We start from the raw sequence: 18,232 nt of genomic DNA, 5'->3' as shown, positions 1-18,232 counted from the left end.
AATTTAGAAGTTTAAGACCGCCAGAAAAATAATGAAGACTACGAATAGTACCCACATCATTGGGGTAATTTCCTTACCTCTTTTAGCTGCAAGCATACAAATTGGATAGGTAATTAAGCCTAAGGCTAGCCCATCTGAAATAGAGTAAGTTAATGGCATACCGATTAAGATTAAGAAAGCAGGAACGGCAATTTCCATCTTGTCCCAGTGAATGTGGGCAGTATTTTGTGCCATTAAAACGCCAACGATAATTAGTGCTGGAGCTGTAACATGCGTATTAAACAGACCTAATAGCGGACTAAAAATCATTGAAATTAAGAAGAAGATAGCGACAAAGACAGCCGTTAAACCTGTTCGACCACCAACGGCAATCCCAGCACTTGATTCTACGAACGCACCGACGGGGGAAGTTCCTAAAACAGAACCGGCCATCATTGCAGTGGAATCAGATGCCAAAGCTTTGCCGACACGTGGCATTTTATTATTTTTCATAAAACCAGCTTGTTGAGCCAAACCAATTAATGTCCCAGCAGTATCAAAGAAGGTAACTAATAAGAAGGTTAAGACTACGACCCACATTTGAAGTGAGTTGATGTCTTTAACGTGAAAGACAGCTTGACCAAAAGTTGGCGCAATGCTTGGTGCCACTGAAATAATTTTGGTTGGCAGAGCAATTTGCCCTGTGGCTACACCAAACAAAGCAGCTAATACCATTCCGATGAAAATTGCACCAGGAACGTTTAAAATCATCAGGATAACTGTTACTAACAGACCAAAAATAGTAATCCAAACTGCAGGATCATGAAGAGAACCTAGACCAACTAATGTGGATTTATTAGCAACAATAATGCCACCGTCTTGCATGCCCAAAAAAGCAATAAAGAGGCCAATTCCGGAAGAAATTGCAAATTTTAAATCTGCTGGAATAGCATTAATGATTTTTTCTCTTAATTTAAACATCGTAATCAGGATAAAGATAATTGAAGCAACGAAAACAGCTGCAAGTGCTGTTTCCCATGAAACATGCATCCCGATACAAACTGTATAGGCAAAGAAAGCATTGATTCCGAGAGCGGGAGCCTCACCAATTGGATAATTGGCAACTATTCCCATTAAGGCTGTTCCCAATGCACTTGCTAACGCAGTTGCAGTGAAAACTGCTCCTTTGTCCATCCCACTAGCTCCTAGGACACTAGGATTAACAAATAAGATATATGACATACTGATAAAAGTAGTCAAACCGGCTAGAAATTCCACCTTGACACTAGTCTTGTATTTGTCGAGCTGAAAATAGCTCTTGATAAAATTCATCTAATCTCTCCTACAAAAATAATGTTCGTGTTTTTATTATAAACTAACAACTATTATAGTGTATCACGCGAGTAGATAATTGCAAATGCGAATTATAGTAAGCAAAAATGACAATATAGGAAAGATTTTCGAACAAATTTAGCTTTGGCATAGATTGACCCAGTAATTCAAATACCGGTAAAATTAGTAAATGTAACTAAGTCAGCTAAATTATAAAGAGGCAAAAAATATGGCAAAACTGCTATTTTCAGATATTGATGGAACATTAATCAATTCTAAATTAGAGGTAACTGCAAAAACTAAAGAAGCAATCCGGCGACAAATTATTAATGGCAATGTTTTTATACCGGTATCGGCTAGAATGCCCCAAGCAATTATGACAGCAGCGGGACAAATTATGAAAACTTGCCCAATGATTGCTTATAATGGTGCACTCGTATTAGACGAAATGGGACGGACATTATGTTCGAAATATATGACAGCAAAGCAGGCAGCAGAAATCTGCACTTATGTCGAAGAAAAGCAAAATCAAACTACGTGGAGTGTATATAGTGGCTATGATTGGTATTATTCCCCAGGAAATAATAGTGATTTAATAAAGCAAGAAGAACAAATCGTAAAGGTCAAGGCTAAAACAAGCTCAATTACGCAAATTCAAGAGCTTAAAGGTGTTCATAAAGTGCTGTTACTAGGAAATCCTGAACAGCTGACTGAAGAACAAAAGGAGTTAAGCAGTAAGTATCCAGAGCTTGTAATAGTGAAATCTGCACCTAATTTATTAGAAATAATGGTTAAAGACGTTTCTAAAGGTGAGGGCGTTAAAATACTAGCCGAGGAGTTCAATGTTGATTTAAAAAATTGCTGGGCTTTTGGCGATAATTATAATGATGAGCCAATGCTAAAAGCTGTTGGTCACCCAATCATAATGGGGAACGCACCTACGGACTTAAAACGCCATTTTACTGATGTAACATCTGATAACAATCATGATGGGATAGCAGAAGTGCTTGATCGGTTAGAATAGATATATTACTTGGCTTTTAATAAAGGTGATTGTGCTTTGTTGCCAAACCATTTATGGTTGATTCGGTCTAAAGTACCATTTCGTGCGAGCTCTTCTAGACCTGCATTGACTTTTCGGCATAAAGTTGTATCGCTTTTCCGCATTCCAACCGCAAATTCTTCTTTGGGGAAAGGACTGTCGACTTCAGAAAATAATTCTGGTTTTTTCTCGTGTGAAATATAATAATTTGCGTAGGTGCTATCTATTAATAGACCTTGAATACGACCAGCATTTAGATCAATAAAGGCATTGGTGAAGGAATCGTAGAGAATTGGATCGTGTCCTTTAATTCTGTTAATAAAAACACGGGGATAATTCATGACATCGTTGTAACCAGATGATCCAGATTGCACTCCGAGTGTTTGTTGTTTCATATCAGCTGGCTTAAAGATTTTATTTCGGCGTAGTGCAACTAAAACTTGACTACTATATAAATAGGTTTTGCTAAACCTTACTTTTTTCTTTCTTGCCGGTGTTTTACTAAAACCATTCCAAATTAAATCAATTGTACCGTTGCGCAGCTCAGTTGTATTCATTGACCAGTCAATTGTTTGAAAACTGACCTTTAAGCCGTATAACTTAAAGACAGCATTTGCCAAATCGACATCATAACCCGTTAACCGACCGTTTTTTTGTTGGAAATCCATTGGCACAAATGTATCGTCAACACCGACAATAACATAGCCTCGTTGCTTAATATGAGACCAATTATCGACCGTGTTAGCTCGTTTATTTAAAGAAATGCCACTGCACCCAGATAACATTACTAGTGCTAAAACTAGAATTATGAGGGCTGGAAATCGTTTAGTCTTCATTTTCATAGCTTTCTCCGTTATCCAAAGCCTTGACTGTAAAAATACGATCAGCAACTTGATTGGCAAAATCCATGTCATGAGTAACAATGATCTGAGTCATACCATGATCTTGTTTTAACTGAAGGATTATTTCGCCGACTTTTGTACGTAAAGCAGGGTCTAGAGCAGATGTTGGTTCGTCATAGCATAAAATCCTTGGAGCCATTGCAAGAGCGCGGGCAATAGCAACCCGTTGCTGCTGACCGCCTGAAAGTTGGTAGGGGTAAAGTGAATCTTTACCGATCAGGTCAAGCTGCTCCAACAATTTTTGTGCTTTTTGCTCTGCTAATTTACGGTCTTCTTTGCGGACTAATATAGGTGCCAAAGTAATGTTGTCTTTAACGGTCAAATTAGGAAATAATTCGTAATTTTGAAAGACGACACCAATAATTTGACTCTTTTGGTTAGGAACGGCTGGATCAAATTCATGCTTATTCCAGAAGAAGTGACCGGAGTCAATTTTTTCAAGACCGCTTAAGCAGCGCAATAAGGTTGTTTTTCCTGCACCGGAATGGCCAACAATTGCTAAAATCTGTCCGTTTGGAATAGTCAAGTTTAATTTGTTTAGGATGACACGGGAACCAAATTTTTTGGTAATATCTCTTAATTCAAGCATGATAGTTCCTTTTCTCTATTTCCATTTAGAGTAATTATGTTCAATCTTTTTCAATACAAATGAAGCAATTCCTGTCATTAATAAGTAAATTATGCCTACTAAGACCAATGGAACAAGGGTTACGTCACGTGCAGTTGCCACATTCCCAGCTCGTAACAGTTCGCCTAAGCCGATAACGTACACTAATGAGGTATCTTTTACCAGATTAATTACCTCGTTACCAATTGACGGAATAACAATTTTGCTTACTTGCGGAATAATAATATGTCGCAGAGTCTGCCAGTATGTTAATTGCAATACGTGCGCACTCTCATATTGCCCAGCTGGAACAGATTGAAAACCACCCCGAAAAATTTCGGCAAAATACGCGGTATAGTTTAAAACAAATGCAAAAAGGGCAGCATTATATCTCTGAAAAATGATACCAATAATTGGCAAACCGTAAAAAATAAAAATTAATTGTAATAACAGCGGCGTTCCCCGCATAATCCATATATAAAATTTCAAGACTAGGCGTAATGGTTTAAAGTGTGAGACTAAGCCTAAGCTGACAATGATGCCAAGAGGAATAGAGATAACTAGTGTCCATATAAAGAGGATTAGCGTCATTTTTGCGCCAGAAAATAGAGAAGGCATGATTGAGATAATATAGTTCATTGTGTTCTCCTTTGTAGCAGCCGTACAACTCAGCTGAGTTAGTTGAATTCTAGGTGAAATTAAAATTACCTGAAAAAGTTACATAGAACAAGCATACCACAGTTTTTTTCTGATAAAGCATGTGACTGTAGACTTTTTAAATGATATCGCTTAATTAAGCACTATCATTGCAAAATGGCAAAAAAAATCGCTTCTCTAACTTTTAAGTAGAAAAGCGATTAGATCTTTAGGCATCAATTTCAATTTTCGTTGACTTATCCCATGATTCAGGCAACTTGCCCATTTCCTTTAATTTAGCAACAATTTGCTCTAAAACAACTTCGCGAGCGTGCTCATCCGTCATAAAGTCAAGTTCATCGCCATTTATTTCCATTTTTGGCGAGTAGTCATAGTTTTCGTACCATGGCTTGTAATAACGTAAGAGCCGTTTGTAATAATCCTCAAGCGTTGCGTCATAACTGAGCTGTTCGTATGGTCGGCCACGCTTTTGAATTCGTTTGAGCATTGTGTCATAAGAAACATTAATGTGAACAAGCAAGTCAGGATTTTTCTTTGGCATATGCTTTAGCTCATTCATCATATTATTCAAAAGCTCATAATAAGTGTCAACTTCTTCAGTAGTTGCGCGGCCAATATCTGCGTTCATTTGGAAAAAGAGTGCATCTTCATAGATGGAACGATCAAGCACATTGTTATCATCGGTTAGCGCATCTTTGATACTACGAAAGCGTGTATTTAGGAAAAAGACTTGCAGTAAAAATGCATATTTCTTAGGGTCAGCATAAAAAAGTGGCAAGACAGGATTGTCGTCAACACTTTCATAGAAAGGCTTAGTTCCTAAATATTTAGCTAAAATACTGGTTAGACTGGATTTACCGGCTCCAATTGGGCCACTTAAAACAATAACTGTCATCACGTTCCTTCTTTATTTCAAATTGCCGATTTCACGCAATTTATTATCAATCTGGTTCAAAACTTCTTTTTTAGCGTCTTCGTTGCCGATGAAATCATACCGATCACCGTCAATTGCTATTTTGGCAGATGCATCATAGTTTTCATACCATGGTTCATAGTAGCGAATTAAACGTGCGTAGTAATCTTTCAGACTAGGATCAGTACTAATTTGCTCATAAGAACGGCCACGTTTTTCAATGCGTTTTAACATTGTGTCTAAAGATACGCGAATGTAAATTAATAAGTCAGGCTTTTTGCTTGGATTTCCAGGAGTATCCTCCATCATATTTTCAAGCAGACTGTCATAAATTTTAAATTCAGTAGGGTCGGCAACCTTACTTTCAGCGTTCATCTGGAAAAAGAGAGCATCTTCATAAATTGAACGATCGGAAACGCTATTTTTTTCTCTGACTGCCTGATTAATTTGAGCTAACCGATGGTTGAGCAAGTAGATATTAAGTAAAAAAGTGTACCGCTTCATGTCCTTGTAATATAAAGGAAGAACTGGATTATTATCAACTCCCTCATAAAAGGCCTGAGTACCTAAATGTTCGGCTAAAATACTGGTTAAACTGGATTTACCGGCTCCAATTGGCCCGCTTAAAACAATAACTTGAATCACGTTCTTTCTTAAATACAATATATAGATTCTTATCTAGTTTAATACGAGATATAGTGGCATACAAGTAAAAAGTTAATTGAAATTGCCACTAAAAAGTCAAGTGATTTTGTATAAAATAGTTAAAAAAATTACTGAGTAGAGCCAAATATTTTTCAATATTTAGATCAATAGTTATTGTTTCACGTGAAACAAAGTAACTGAGCAGTGCTAAAAAAACAGTCGTCAATTTTTGGTATATTATTTTGTTTTTAAACAGTAATAAGCTGGCAATATTTTTATGCAATAACTGGTATAAAATTTAAGAGGTTATCTTAGTTGTTAATGGCGGTAGATTTAGTTATTGCTACATAAAAAATCCAGCTAAATTAGACGGCTTTTGTGCTATTTTGCTTTGATAAAAAGTACTTCGTTTCACGTGAAACCAAAAAAGTGACGTAGCATTTAAGTGTACTACTTCACTTTTTAAAACTTATCCTGCTAAAGGATGATTATTTAACGCGGTCTTCTTTTTTATCTTCGACTTTGTCTTCAACCTTATCTTTTTGTTCGCCAATCTTATCCTTGGCATCTTGTGTTGCACCGGTAATCCGATCTTGCAGACTGACTGAATCTTTTTCGTGTTCTTCTTTAGTCTTAATATCAACAACGGTGACATTAACTTCAACCGTATCTAAGCCCGTCATTTCCTTAACCTTGTCGTAAATCTTTTGTCTGATTTCATCATAAAGTTTAGGAATTTCAACACCGTATTCAGCAATAATTTCGATATCAACTGCTACTTGCTTTTTACCAACTTCAACATTAACACCATTGGTAACATCATCGTTGTTAACAATCTTGTCAGCTAAGTTTGAGAAAAAGCCGCCGTTAACATCCAATAAACCTTTAACATCGGAGAGGGCAATACCAATAATCTTTTGAATGACTTTTTCGTCATACTTTAAGTCGCCCTTAATTTCTTGCTTTGAGCTGCTTGAGTTGTTTGCACTACTTTGATTATTATTTTGTACCATATTAAGTTCCTTTCAATTATTGTTTACTTACAAGACTTTTCAGCAGGGGCCAATAGTGTCCGACTAAAAAACCAACTACTAACATTACGACTACAAAAATAGTTTTAAAAAATCCTAGTCCCAAAAAACAAAATGCTAGTAACAAGCCGATTACAGCACCGCATATTTCTGGGAGGTGTTTTTGTAAAATTTCGTTCATTTCAGCCTCCTTTATTGAACGCGCGTCTCTGGTTTATCGGGGTTTTGATAATTAACAAATTTGATTTTGATCTTTGGCTTCTGTTCAATTCCCAATAACCGGTTAAGGTTGTTCTTTAACTCTTCTAAGTAATTTTCGAGAAGGGCACTAACATTTTCACCGCGCCCAAGATTACCACTAATTTTGATGTTGATCTTATGATTAGTGAGTTTTGAATCAACCTTGACTTTATTAATAAAAGGCAAATCTGCCAATGAATTCATGACGTAGCCATTAATTGCTTTGCTAGTAACTTTGACTTGTCCGTCATGCTTGTGAATCAAAATAAAGTACCTTTGAACAGGCCAAAATAGGACAACTAATAAACTAATAATTAAAACTAAAAGGACAACAGCGCTGACAACGATTAAATACCATTCTAGTACTGGATTCAGTGTCCCCATACTGGGTAGTTTAATCTTTAAATACTTTTGCCAAAAACCACTAGTTTCCCATAGAAAGTAAATTGGCAAGGGTAATAATAAAATCATTAACACTACCAGTAACCACTTTTTACTTCGCTTCAACTTATCACCATCCTCTCATGATTCAACTTAATCATAATACGGATTATTTTGTTAGCCTAGCGATATGCACCAATTTATATCTGCTTAGGATTTACTGTTTTAGGACACAAAAAAAGATGCATTAATGCATCTTTTTTCTATCTTTGTTATTTTATTATCTAATTCTTCGCACTAGCACTAAGCTTACTTGCAGCAGCATTATCGACAATAAGTGTTACATTATCATGTTTTTGCAAAATTGAAGCAGGTACATCTTCGGTTACAGGGCCTTCAACCATCTTCTTAACAGCATCCGCTTTGTTTTCACCAAAGGCCATAATGACAATCTCTTTTGCTGCCATGATATTTGCAATCCCCATACAAATTGCAGATTTTGGCACGTCTTCAATCTTACTGAAGAAACGTGAATTGGCTTGAATGGTATTTTCAGTCAATTTAACTTCATGAGTTACCGAATCAAAAGGTGTTCCTGGTTCGTTAAAAGCAATATGACCGTTTTGACCTAAACCTAGAAGCTGAATGTCGATTGGATTTTCAGCGATAATTTGGTTGTAATCATCAGATGCACCTTGTGGATCATTAATTGCTTTTATTCCATCAGGAATGTATGACTTTTTAAAAGGCTTCTTTGCAAACAAGTTTTTTTGCATGAAGTAATGATAGCTTTGATCATTGTCAGAAGTTAAGCCAACATATTCGTCAAGGTTAATACTGATCAAATCAGAGTTATCAAGATTGCTTTCAGTCCATTCTTGATATAGATCTACTGGGGTAGAGCCAGTTGCTAAGCCGATTACCTTAGCACCATTGTTAATGCTTTTTTCAAAAAGCTTGAAACCTTCAGTGCTGCCATTTTCTTTACTGTCTGTAACGATGATTTTCATAATTATGCCTCCAAAATATCTTAATGCTAATTATAAATTGGCATATACCAATCTGTCAACTAGCTAAAAAAAGAAACATAACTATTATTCAAAAATTTTTGGCAAACAAAAAGCAAGTATTATGGAAGCATGTTTCACATGTAACATAATAATTGCTTTTAACGCTTTTATTCACTTCTTAAAGCAATCGCTGCGTCTTTCTTAGCTGCCATTCGTGCAGGTAAGTGTCCACCTAACACGGTTAAAATAGTAGAAATAACTATTAAGATTAGCGCGTGAACTGGATTAAGTTGTGCGACATTTGCAAGATCGGTCATAGAATATAAGACGCTATTAATCGGGAAAATAAGCAATTGGGCAATGACGATACCTAATACACCTGAAAAAATTCCTAAGATAAATGTTTCAGCATCAAACACACGGGTAATGTCTTTCTTTCTTGCTCCAAGGGCCTTTAAAATACCGATTTCTTTGGTTCGTTCTAGTACTGATGTGTAAGTTAAAATCCCAATCATAATCATCGAAGTTACAAGCGAAATTGCTGCAAAGGCGACTAGCACAGTTGTAATTCCGCTGAGTAAACCACCAGTCATGGAAGTAACCGCGCTCGACATATCAGTGTACAGAATCTGATCTTTCTTCTTTTTACCCTTATTCCACTTATCAAGGTAATCTAAAACCTTGTCTTTAGAATCAAAATCATTAGGGTAGATCATAATCCCTGCAGGAAGAGCAGAGCCCCCGATGGATTGCATCATTTGCTTCTTAACAGTGGCATTCATATTTTGCCCAGTCATGACGTTGCGAGAAGTCTTTTTCTGAGCTTTGACGATAGCAGAGTTTTGATTCTCATCAATAATTTTAACAGCTAATTTATCGCTGTAGACAATACCTTCAGAAAGTAGGGCCATTGAATCTTCATTCTTTGGGCGAATCACGCTGACAAGACGTAATTTGATTTTGCTATTATCATACATTGTCTTATCAGGCTTTTTAGGAACAAACATGCCAGTTGGCAATTCCTGATAATAATTATTGTTAGAAACTACCTTGAATTCCTTGCCGATTAGCTTGTGATAGTCTAGTTTTTCACCGGACTTAATTTTAATGCCAAGATTCTTCAAGACATTAAGATTAAGCGAATTTTTATTATCCACTACCATAACTAAATCGGTTGCCTTGCTAGGCCATGTACCCGAGAGAAGTTGGTAGTTATCTTTAAGGAAGTTTCCTTTGCTTTGATCAAGCGAGGTTGGGAAAACTGATGATCCCATAAAGGATACACTAGCAGCTTGGGATTGCATCTGTTCGTATGCTTGTGAAGCAGCTGTTCCAGCTGGAAGGGGTGAAAACTGAACGGGTTTGATCTGCCCATTATTATTACCAATCAGATTAAGGCTGACGCCAACTTGATAAGAAATATTATTGGCATATTTGGGGTTGATTTTTTTCACATAATTAATGTATTCGCGCGTAATTTTGTTTTCATGGGAAGATTTTTGTAGTCTGTCCTGTTTAGCGGTAATATAACCCCGATTTTTAACATTTTTGTTAGCAGTGTCACGATCTCTAATACTATTAAGATCAGTTGCAGTCTTCGTAATCGTTACCGGATACTTGGCCAAAGCCTTGCTCATTGTGGTATCAATTTGTTTTTGAAAACCATTGGACAGCGCCAAGACGATAGCAATTGAGATAATTCCAATACTAGAGGCAAACGCAGTTAAAGTAGTTCGCCCTTTTTTAGTCATGATATTGGTAAAGCTTAGTTTGATAGCATTCCAATAAGACATTTTTGTCCGTTTTAAATTAAACGTATCTTTCTCATTGTCAGGTGTAAATGGATTGGAGTCATTTAGAATTTTGCCATCTTGAAAATTAACGATTCGCGAAGCATACTCTTTAGCTAGGTCAGAATTGTGAGTAACCATGACAACAAGTCGGTCTTTCGACAATTTTTTGATTAGCTTCATGATTTGCACCGAGGTTTCGGTATCTAAAGCACCGGTGGGCTCGTCACACAAAAGAATATCAGGATCGTTGGCAAGTGCACGTGCAATTGCGACCCGCTGCATTTGACCACCAGATAACTGGTTAGGATTTTTTGAGATGTGATCTTTTAATCCAACTTCTGTTAAGGCGTCAATCGCACGTTTGCGTCTTTCAGATGCAGGAACGCCAGATAGGTTCATTCCCAACTCAACGTTTGCGATAATTGATAAGTGTGAAATTAAATTATAATTCTGAAAAACAAAGCCGACGGAATTGTTACGATATGCGTCCCAATCGGTTTCCTTAAAATTTTTAGTTGATTTGCCATTAATAATCAAGTCGCCACTATCATAGCGGTCAAGGCCGCCAATAACGTTTAGCATCGTCGTTTTACCCGATCCACTAGGACCAAGTATTGCCACAAATTCCTGGTTTCGAAATGAAATGGACACATCATCCAAGGCATGCGTCACAGAGTCGCCAACATGATAAGACTTGCGTAAGTTCTTTAATTGAAGCATTTGCTGTTTTCCTTTTCCTTTTGATTATTTGATTAAATAATTATAAAGAGCAGTTTAACATTTATAAGTAAGTAAATCTAAAGTTAGTTACTAATGTTTAGAATATATTAACTTTGTTGCAATAAAATAGCTAATTAAAAATTGTTTTTATAAAACAAAAAGCATATTTCTTAGAAATATGCTTTGGACTTAAAGTTGAATTCGAGATTAATGTGCGAGCCCGGTTAATTGCAAAAGGGCATAAATAATAAAGAAAACAATAATTAACAAAGTAATAATAAGATGACGCTTTTTGTTAAGCACAAGGATAGCTGCGAATTCTCTTACTATAGCGTTGGGAAGAAAGTAAAATCTGGTATAGGCTCCCACACCATTGGCATTAAGCCCAGCTTTTTTAGCGAATAATGCTGCCCGAAAGATGTGATAGTTATTACTGAAAAATTTAGCACGATAATTTTTACTACCGAAGTCATTAAAAGCAGCTGCTGCGGAATACTTCATATTTTGAAAAGTGTTTTTAGATTGGGTCTCTAAAATAATGTAATCGGATTTGATTCCACGGCCAACAGCATATTGGGACATTGCTTCGGCTTCAGAAATTTGTTCGTCGCCACCTTTGCCCCCAGACATAATTAATTTAGGCATTTTGCGCCCTTTAGCAACTTGCTTTTGCGCATACTGGATAGCACGATTGATACGACTTGCTAATAAAGGAGTAACAGTATTACCCTTGGCTAAACCAGCACCGAGAACAATTAGGTAATCCTGATTATATTGTCGCGGAACAATTTGGTAAAGCGTTAAATTAACCAAAAAATTATAAGCCACAAACAAAAGATAATCAATGATAGCTATTGGTGTGTATAGCAGTGTTTTTGCCCAGGAAGGAAAGTTATTAAACGGACCAACTAAAGCTACAATCCAGGAGACCAGAATGGCAATACCGATAAATAGGGTTAAGAGATTTGACAGAGTGTGCGTTTCTCGTTTCCAAACAAAATAGGCATTCCATAGAAAGAATAGCCAAGAAAAAGTGACAATAAGGGTAATTGCACCAATGAAAAGAACTAGTAGTATTTCATAGGACAGAATTAGCGGCCTTAAACTAGTAGATAAAATTGCTACGGTTAGCCAGATGCCAAACATTAACAGAAAAACTGTAAAAAGAATCCCGTTTAGTAATCTACGTGGTTCCTTTAGCCAAGAAATTAAGAAAACAAGAAAAGACGCCAACATTATTAGTGACAAATAAATAAATGGCCTATTTTGGCTGAAAAATTGAAAAAGATTGTTCATAATTTCCTCCGTCAGTAGTAAGACTAATTCTATTATAGTAGAAAGAAGAGAAAAGTAATAGCAAATAAAGCCTGCACAGATTAAATAGAAATAGCTTTATAAAAGTGGTTATCTTTGATAAAGCTAATTATTTCCTGGGGAATAATTAGCGCCGACGGGTAATTACCACTTGAAACTTGCACGCGGAGATAATAACGTCCATAATAAATAAATCATCTAACTTATTGGCTGTTACTTTAAAGGAAAAGTAAAAATGAAAAAAACCATTTATTTCCTGGGAAATATAATTGTCATCATTTTAGCCTTTGTCATGTACGGAGTAGTTGAACAATTTTATTTTTTTTCGAATAAAATAATTAAAAATTATCATCTGAATACTGGTATTTATTTAGCATTAACACTCATAGTAACCTTAGTAATCCTTTTTATTTTATTGCAATATTACCGTGGGCAGCTGAATAGAAAAAATGATTGGCAGTTTAACGAAAAACCGCATTGGTCAACTAATAGAGTATTGCTCGCTGTGGTAGCTGCATTTGTAATGCTTTTATCAGAAATCGCATTGATACTAATCCTTCATATTGGGGTTAATACTACTTCAACTAATCAAGCTGATCTTAATGCCATTTCAAAACACGCCGGTAGTTTTTATATCCCGATGATTACGGTTATTGCGCCAGTTTTTGAAGAAACGATCTTTCGTGGACTATTCTTTAATATGTTTTTCTCTGATAATACTAATTTCAATAAATGGGTCGGGATATTGGCCAGCGGCTTTGTTTTTGGCTTTGCACATGATCCTGGCTTAACCAAATTTATTTTGATCTATTGGCTTTTGGGGTGCATTTTGGCCTGGGTTTATATACAAACAAAGGATTTGCGATATTCGGTTATTACTCATGTGCTGTTTAACTCGTTAGGCTTTATATAAGTTGCTTTTGATTAGGGTAGATGACTAAAGAATAACAAGATGGTTTCATGTGTAACAACACTATTTTGTAATAGAAAAAAAGAACCTTGAACACCAAATGGTTTACAAGGTTCTTTTTGTAGGTAAATTATTTTTGTGGTTCTACGATACCTGTTTGGGCTGGATTTTTCGGGGTAGTTTTTGCTAAAAGAGCCAAGCTGATGGAAATCATATCAACAACTTCTTGTAAAATTGCCCCCCAGAAAGCTGGAACAACTCCGGTAAAGGCGATTAATTCGATGATAACCACGATGGTAATAGCAGTTAAAACATCAACATTTGCTACCTTCATTGTATGCTTAGAAATTGCTACAGCATCATTAATTTTAGATAAATCATTAACCATGATGATTGCATCAGCACTTTCACTAGCGGCAGAAGCCCCCTTAGCACCCATGGCGATACCAACATCAGCAGCAGTTAAACTTGGCGCATCATTGATGCCGTCACCAGTCATGACAACTGGACGCTTTTCTTTTGGCACTTGTTTAATTGCTTCAATTTTTTGTGCAGGTAATAAATTATAACGAATATCGTTCACGCCAACTGTTTTACCAATTTTTTCAGCTACATCCTGGTGGTCACCCGTTAACATCATGATGTGAGCCCCACTTTGCCGCTTTAACCGAGCAATAGTTTGCTGGCTTTCTGGTCGTACCTGATCTTTAAAAGTAATGTAACCAGCGTACTGGTTATCAACTGAGATATAAATTGCCGTTGAGTTAACTGATGAAGCTGCTTTTTCTTCAGTCACAAAGCTCATTTTACCCACTTTAACTAAGTGATTTTCAACGATCCCACTGATTCCCTGGCTGGTTGTTTCCTTAATATCGGTAGCAGGTTTCAATAATTTTTTATCAGTCACATCAACTAGAGAGTTGGCAATAATATGGCTGGATTGTTGTTCAACACTTGTAGCATAGCTTAATAGTAGTTCTTGGCTAAAAGAAGTTCCTTTGGCAGGCACAATCTCATCGATTACCAATTGGTTTTCAGTTAAAGTACCAGTTTTATCAAAAGCAAAGGTCTTGGCCGTAGCCAATTTTTCAAGTGTTGGACCGGATTTAACAATAATATGATGTTTTGACATTGAACTCATGCCCGAAACAAGAGCCACCGGTGCAGCAATTAAAAGCGGGCAAGGGGAAGCGACTACCATAACTTCGGCGAAATTAATTGGATTACCTGAATGAATCCAGGCGGCAATTCCGATTACTAGGGAAATGATAGTAAAGGGAACAGCGTAGCGATCAGCCATTTTAACAAATTTTGCCGGTTTGGCTTGTGATGATTCAACTAATGAAACAATAGTTTGGTACTCAGAATCGCTCGCCTTCTTTGTGACAACCATTTCCACCGCTACGCTACCATTAATTGAGCCAGACATTAATTCATCACCAATATTTTTGTGCACTGGCACGGATTCGCCAGTTAACGAGGACTGGTCGAAACTTGATTCTCCGCTGACCACTTTTCCGTCTACCGGAACCTGTTCGCCCGGTTTAATCAAAACGTGATCGTTAATGTTTAAATCTTCTACTTTAACTGACACTAACTCGCTGTTAACTATTTTATTAGCGATTGTGGGTGAATTACTGAGAAGTGATCTTAATTCTTTGTCGGCTTGGCCGGTGGCATAATCCTCCAATGTTTGTCCACCAGTCATCATGACTAGAATCATCCATTCTGCCCAGATATCGCCAATTAAAATAGTTGAAATAACTGCGATAACTGCCAGGATGTCAACGCCGTAACGGCCAGATTTAAAATCACTGACAATTTCACCTAATAATGAAATTGTCATCATGATGCCCACAACATCAATTAATATTGCTTGAATCGGAAACTGCAAGTTACCGATTTGAAACAAGCTTTTGGTGTGAAAGCCAAATTGGCAAATAAGGCCAATTGCACCAATTACCAGTACAAGAATAAACTTCCATTGCCGTCTTAAACTCATTGTCTGTTTCCTCCAGTGACTAAAATAAAATTATTTGCTTCCAATTTTAACACTAAATTACTTATTTTAATTAGAATAAGTCTAAATTAGATCAAAAATTTTAGTCAAGCTAAAAAATGCAAAAAAAAGAAAGTTAAATCTAACATACTCTGCTCTAGTGAAAGTTACCGTCCAAATAAATTTGAATGGAAACAGAGCTAACGGTACTAAATGACTTAACTTTCGTTTTCTTCAATAATCTTTTAAATTGATGATATTGTCTGCGTGACCTTTAGGTTCGCCTACATCCGTATCATTATTGACTTGCGCCTTTTCCGACACCGGTGTTTTAGTATCATCATCTTTTTCGGCAGTATGATCAACTTGAAATGTCTTAGCACGGCTTATTGAGTCAATGACATCTGACGAAGACAAAGTAATAAAGTTGTCGTTGTCGCCATGATCAGACGATTCCGCAAAATAATGATTGATTTTTTTAATTCCTTCATCTGAAAAGTGTTCTTCACGAGCCAAATCTAGTAGCAACTTTTGCAACCGACTCGCCGAAACTAATTCATGCTGTAAAATTTCAAAAATCCATGAAAAGTTTGTATCCATTGACCTGAAATGTTTAACGACTTTATCTTTATAAAAAGCATCAGTAATTACTCTAGCTTCATTTAAATCATCTGAATCATGGGCAATCTTTTTTAATTGAGCAACTAAATCTTGCCGCTGCTTTAAAGTTAATTCCTGTCCCCCAGGATATGTCCAATCTTTAATAATCGCTTGGACTAAAAATGTTAATTGCTCAGAAATTGTTTTATTTGTCATCTTAGTATCTTCCATTCTGACTAATAAAAAGGAAAAAATCCTGCTTTCTTTTTGTTCCAACTAAATTAATTTAATTATTAAACGCTAAGTGCCAACTTTTTGCTGCAACTAATTATGTTTTAGTATATATTTAAAAATGCATATCAAGAGATATGACGACAAACAGTATACTAATATACATAAAATATAGACAAGCGGTAGTAATAATATATTCCCATTAAGGTCATTATAGTACATATTTCAGTCAATCGTTAAAAAATGCTCTTAAAAAAAGTGGTAAAAAAGTAATAACAGATGTTATTTTTTATTTATTGTTATTTTTTTGGGCAGAACTTCGTACTTTTGCTCAAAATTATGAGCCACGTAGTTAAATGCTTTGATCCACTCACGTCTTGTTAGTAACCCTTGGAAGACACCATAATCATCGATTACTGGTAAAAACGCGTTATCAACTAGTAAATGCAGCTGAGTTTCCAAAGTCGTCTGCGCAAAGTTGATTTTATCAAACTCGGTTTGCATAACGTCGCGCACTTTTAGTTGATTTAATGGCTCAAGTGTAATGCTGTCAGTTGTCATCATTTTATCAGTAATCATGGCTAGACTAAGTAGACCAACGACACGACTTTTACGGTCGAGTACAGGAATTTTCGAATATTTGACTTTCGTCAAAATTAAAAAGGCATGGTAAAGGGGATTATCATCTTCAACAAATGCTATTCTTGTAGCCGGAATGATAAATGAACCAGATTTTTCTTCTAATAAGTGTTGAATGGAGGGGGAAAACATCTAATGGACCTTTCATTTGTAAGTGTATACATCAATATGCTTATCCTATAACAAAGGAAAAAGGCTCGCAACATTTGCGAGCCTTGTTAGTTTTCATCTACTTTGAAGGAGTAAGAATGAATGAAATAAAAAGTGGGAGTATGTAGCAAGCTTTTTCGCTTACTACAGTTAGTAATAATAAACGTTAATTCTGAAGTAAAGTTAGAAAATCCCTTATAAAAGTGTAAAGAATTCCTTTAGAAGTTTTAAAGGCATAGAAAAACCCACGTAATACACGTGAGTCGAAAGGGATAGATATGAAAATGACCCTTAAAGTCATTTCGGTTTTTTCATTATTTATACTTGGAGGAGTATGAATGAAAAACAAAAAGTTGAGTGTGACATGATATAAGACTGTCTCATATCATGTCACAACCTTAGTATACAAAGTAAATGTGAAAAAAGTATGACGAAAGCTAAAATAAAGTAAATTTTTGAATAATGAAAAAATTGTCTGTTAAAGACTACATTGATATAATTAGAGATATTGTTTTTATATCAAGGTTTTTTGAATGTAAGGAGAAAAATGGAACAAGAAAAATTTCGGAAAAAAATAACTTTTTGGCTTCGTTTTTCTGGGTGGTTTTGTTTATTGCCAGCATCAATGTGGCTATTTGTTTATCGAATGGTAGGCGCAAAAGATTTAGCAATCATCTGTTTATTGGAAATAGCTACTATAGTTATCTTTGCTGTTTTTGTTTTAACAACCGCTGAAAGTGAAATGTGGCATAAGCCAGAAAAAATTTTAATACTGATGGTATTTTCGTTTCTTTTTATGCCATTTATTATTTTGATACCGCTTTATTTCGCTTATAGTGCCAGCCGTAAGCTGGAGAAACTTTGAAATTGTTAATAAAATATTTAAATTTGGTAAAAGAATAGCAAAAAATCTTTGGTTAATCAGGAACAGTAGTACTATGTTCGATAGTATATTTGTTGATATTGAAAGAGATATGAAGAATATGGTTAAAAAAGATCAAACTGCTTCACGTGCTAAGCGTGTTGGCAAGTTTATTCTCACGACAATTATTTATGGCGCTATTTTAATAGCATTAATCTATTTGTATCAATATAGCGGCCTAACCTCGGTTCACTTTATTTACAATGAATTTTAAG

Annotated in this window: 19 protein-coding genes; 4 read left to right on the top strand and 15 right to left on the bottom strand. The window is 35.9% G+C overall.

Annotation, left to right across the window (positions count from 1 at the left end):
* Positions 1-3 precede the first annotated feature (3 nt).
* A complete protein-coding gene (locus tag GYM71_RS10255; RefSeq protein WP_220220402.1) occupies positions 4-1,311 on the bottom strand; it encodes an NCS2 family permease in 1,308 nt (435 codons plus the stop codon).
* Positions 1,312-1,540: 229 nt separating this feature from the next.
* Between GYM71_RS10255 and GYM71_RS10250 the strand changes: the two genes are divergently transcribed.
* A complete protein-coding gene (locus tag GYM71_RS10250; protein ID WP_220220401.1) occupies positions 1,541-2,335 on the top strand; it encodes a Cof-type HAD-IIB family hydrolase in 795 nt (264 codons plus the stop codon).
* 5 nt (positions 2,336-2,340) lie between these two features.
* Here GYM71_RS10250 and GYM71_RS10245 read toward each other — a convergent pair whose 3' ends face one another.
* From GYM71_RS10245 to GYM71_RS10195, 11 genes are all read right to left on the bottom strand, one after another.
* Entirely contained in the window at positions 2,341-3,189 is an 849-nt protein-coding gene (locus GYM71_RS10245) for an amino acid ABC transporter substrate-binding protein (RefSeq protein WP_220220400.1), read from the bottom strand.
* Positions 3,179-3,844, bottom strand: coding sequence for an amino acid ABC transporter ATP-binding protein (locus tag GYM71_RS10240; RefSeq protein ID WP_220220399.1), 666 nt, complete (start codon positions 3,842-3,844; stop codon positions 3,179-3,181). Before GYM71_RS10240 ends, GYM71_RS10245 begins: the two co-directional genes overlap by 11 nt.
* A 15-nt stretch (positions 3,845-3,859) precedes the next feature.
* Positions 3,860-4,501, bottom strand: a complete 642-nt coding sequence (locus tag GYM71_RS10235) for an amino acid ABC transporter permease (protein ID WP_103752614.1) — start codon at positions 4,499-4,501, stop codon at positions 3,860-3,862.
* A 226-nt stretch (positions 4,502-4,727) separates the two neighbouring features.
* Complete coding sequence (locus GYM71_RS10230; protein ID WP_103752613.1) at positions 4,728-5,414, bottom strand: deoxynucleoside kinase; 687 nt, start codon at positions 5,412-5,414, stop codon at positions 4,728-4,730.
* Positions 5,415-5,426: 12 nt separating this feature from the next.
* The gene (locus tag GYM71_RS10225) at positions 5,427-6,077 is read right to left on the bottom strand and encodes a deoxynucleoside kinase (RefSeq protein ID WP_103752612.1); all 651 of its coding nucleotides are present in this window, start codon (positions 6,075-6,077) and stop codon (positions 5,427-5,429) included.
* Positions 6,078-6,565: 488 nt separating this feature from the next.
* Positions 6,566-7,090, bottom strand: coding sequence for an Asp23/Gls24 family envelope stress response protein (locus tag GYM71_RS10220; protein WP_103752611.1), 525 nt, complete (start codon positions 7,088-7,090; stop codon positions 6,566-6,568).
* A gap of 16 nt (positions 7,091-7,106) precedes the next feature.
* Positions 7,107-7,289, bottom strand: a complete 183-nt coding sequence (locus GYM71_RS10215; RefSeq protein ID WP_103752610.1) for a DUF2273 domain-containing protein — start codon at positions 7,287-7,289, stop codon at positions 7,107-7,109.
* Positions 7,290-7,300: 11 nt separating this feature from the next.
* Positions 7,301-7,855 carry an alkaline shock response membrane anchor protein AmaP gene (amaP, locus tag GYM71_RS10210; protein ID WP_103752609.1) on the bottom strand — a complete coding sequence of 185 codons (555 nt, stop codon included), beginning with the start codon at positions 7,853-7,855 and terminating at the stop codon, positions 7,301-7,303.
* A gap of 158 nt (positions 7,856-8,013) precedes the next feature.
* Positions 8,014-8,739 carry a glucosamine-6-phosphate deaminase gene (locus GYM71_RS10205; RefSeq protein ID WP_220220398.1) on the bottom strand — a complete coding sequence of 242 codons (726 nt, stop codon included), beginning with the start codon at positions 8,737-8,739 and terminating at the stop codon, positions 8,014-8,016.
* A gap of 167 nt (positions 8,740-8,906) precedes the next feature.
* Complete coding sequence (locus GYM71_RS10200) at positions 8,907-11,252, bottom strand: ABC transporter ATP-binding protein/permease (RefSeq protein ID WP_220220397.1); 2,346 nt, start codon at positions 11,250-11,252, stop codon at positions 8,907-8,909.
* A 207-nt stretch (positions 11,253-11,459) separates the two neighbouring features.
* Positions 11,460-12,551: a YdcF family protein gene (locus GYM71_RS10195; protein WP_374106542.1), complete on the bottom strand. Its 1,092-nt coding sequence runs from the start codon at positions 12,549-12,551 to the stop codon at positions 11,460-11,462.
* Between the two features lie 250 nt (positions 12,552-12,801).
* Here GYM71_RS10195 and GYM71_RS10190 point away from each other — a divergent pair, with 250 nt between their 5' ends.
* Positions 12,802-13,479 (top strand): CPBP family intramembrane glutamic endopeptidase, encoded by a 678-nt coding sequence (locus GYM71_RS10190; protein ID WP_220220395.1) that lies wholly within the window; start codon positions 12,802-12,804, stop codon positions 13,477-13,479.
* A gap of 127 nt (positions 13,480-13,606) precedes the next feature.
* Here the strand turns inward: GYM71_RS10190 and GYM71_RS10185 are convergent, their stop codons facing one another.
* The 3 genes from GYM71_RS10185 to cbpB all read right to left on the bottom strand — a co-directional run bounded on the left by GYM71_RS10185 (position 13,607) and on the right by cbpB (position 17,077).
* Positions 13,607-15,478: a heavy metal translocating P-type ATPase gene (locus GYM71_RS10185; RefSeq protein WP_220220394.1), complete on the bottom strand. Its 1,872-nt coding sequence runs from the start codon at positions 15,476-15,478 to the stop codon at positions 13,607-13,609.
* Positions 15,479-15,709: 231 nt separating this feature from the next.
* Positions 15,710-16,291 (bottom strand): hypothetical protein, encoded by a 582-nt coding sequence (locus GYM71_RS10180; RefSeq protein ID WP_220220393.1) that lies wholly within the window; start codon positions 16,289-16,291, stop codon positions 15,710-15,712.
* Positions 16,292-16,588: 297 nt separating this feature from the next.
* Complete coding sequence (gene cbpB / locus GYM71_RS10175) at positions 16,589-17,077, bottom strand: cyclic-di-AMP-binding protein CbpB (protein WP_220220392.1); 489 nt, start codon at positions 17,075-17,077, stop codon at positions 16,589-16,591.
* 565 nt (positions 17,078-17,642) lie between these two features.
* Here cbpB and GYM71_RS10170 point away from each other — a divergent pair.
* Positions 17,643-17,960, top strand: a complete 318-nt coding sequence (locus GYM71_RS10170) for a hypothetical protein (RefSeq protein ID WP_103752601.1) — start codon at positions 17,643-17,645, stop codon at positions 17,958-17,960.
* Positions 17,961-18,078: 118 nt separating this feature from the next.
* Positions 18,079-18,231 (top strand): teichoic acid D-Ala incorporation-associated protein DltX, encoded by a 153-nt coding sequence (locus tag GYM71_RS10165; RefSeq protein ID WP_220221230.1) that lies wholly within the window; start codon positions 18,079-18,081, stop codon positions 18,229-18,231.
* Position 18,232: the final 1 nt, after the last annotated feature.

The organism is Lactobacillus panisapium, assembly GCF_019469265.1.
Lineage (GTDB): Bacteria > Bacillota > Bacilli > Lactobacillales > Lactobacillaceae > Lactobacillus > Lactobacillus panisapium.
The sequence above is the reverse complement of the archived record's forward strand: the minus strand, read 5'-3'. Positions and strand labels throughout refer to the sequence as shown.

Bases quoted from the DNA above. Each gene is read 5' to 3' on its own strand.
- GYM71_RS10255 (WP_220220402.1), bottom strand. From the start codon at position 1,311: ATGAATTTTATCAAGAGCTATTTTCAGCTCGACAAATACAAGACTAGT.
- GYM71_RS10250 (WP_220220401.1), top strand. From the start codon at position 1,541: ATGGCAAAACTGCTATTTTCAGATATTGATGGAACATTAATCAATTCT.
- GYM71_RS10245 (WP_220220400.1), bottom strand. From the start codon at position 3,189: ATGAAGACTAAACGATTTCCAGCCCTCATAATTCTAGTTTTAGCACTA.
- GYM71_RS10240 (WP_220220399.1), bottom strand. From the start codon at position 3,844: ATGCTTGAATTAAGAGATATTACCAAAAAATTTGGTTCCCGTGTCATC.
- GYM71_RS10235 (WP_103752614.1), bottom strand. From the start codon at position 4,501: ATGAACTATATTATCTCAATCATGCCTTCTCTATTTTCTGGCGCAAAA.
- GYM71_RS10230 (WP_103752613.1), bottom strand. From the start codon at position 5,414: ATGACAGTTATTGTTTTAAGTGGCCCAATTGGAGCCGGTAAATCCAGT.
- GYM71_RS10220 (WP_103752611.1), bottom strand. From the start codon at position 7,090: ATGGTACAAAATAATAATCAAAGTAGTGCAAACAACTCAAGCAGCTCA.
- GYM71_RS10215 (WP_103752610.1), bottom strand. From the start codon at position 7,289: ATGAACGAAATTTTACAAAAACACCTCCCAGAAATATGCGGTGCTGTA.
- GYM71_RS10205 (WP_220220398.1), bottom strand. From the start codon at position 8,739: ATGAAAATCATCGTTACAGACAGTAAAGAAAATGGCAGCACTGAAGGT.
- GYM71_RS10200 (WP_220220397.1), bottom strand. From the start codon at position 11,252: ATGCTTCAATTAAAGAACTTACGCAAGTCTTATCATGTTGGCGACTCT.
- GYM71_RS10190 (WP_220220395.1), top strand. From the start codon at position 12,802: ATGAAAAAAACCATTTATTTCCTGGGAAATATAATTGTCATCATTTTA.
- GYM71_RS10185 (WP_220220394.1), bottom strand. From the start codon at position 15,478: ATGAGTTTAAGACGGCAATGGAAGTTTATTCTTGTACTGGTAATTGGT.
- GYM71_RS10180 (WP_220220393.1), bottom strand. From the start codon at position 16,291: ATGACAAATAAAACAATTTCTGAGCAATTAACATTTTTAGTCCAAGCG.
- cbpB (WP_220220392.1), bottom strand. From the start codon at position 17,077: ATGTTTTCCCCCTCCATTCAACACTTATTAGAAGAAAAATCTGGTTCA.
- GYM71_RS10170 (WP_103752601.1), top strand. From the start codon at position 17,643: ATGGAACAAGAAAAATTTCGGAAAAAAATAACTTTTTGGCTTCGTTTT.
- GYM71_RS10165 (WP_220221230.1), top strand. From the start codon at position 18,079: ATGGTTAAAAAAGATCAAACTGCTTCACGTGCTAAGCGTGTTGGCAAG.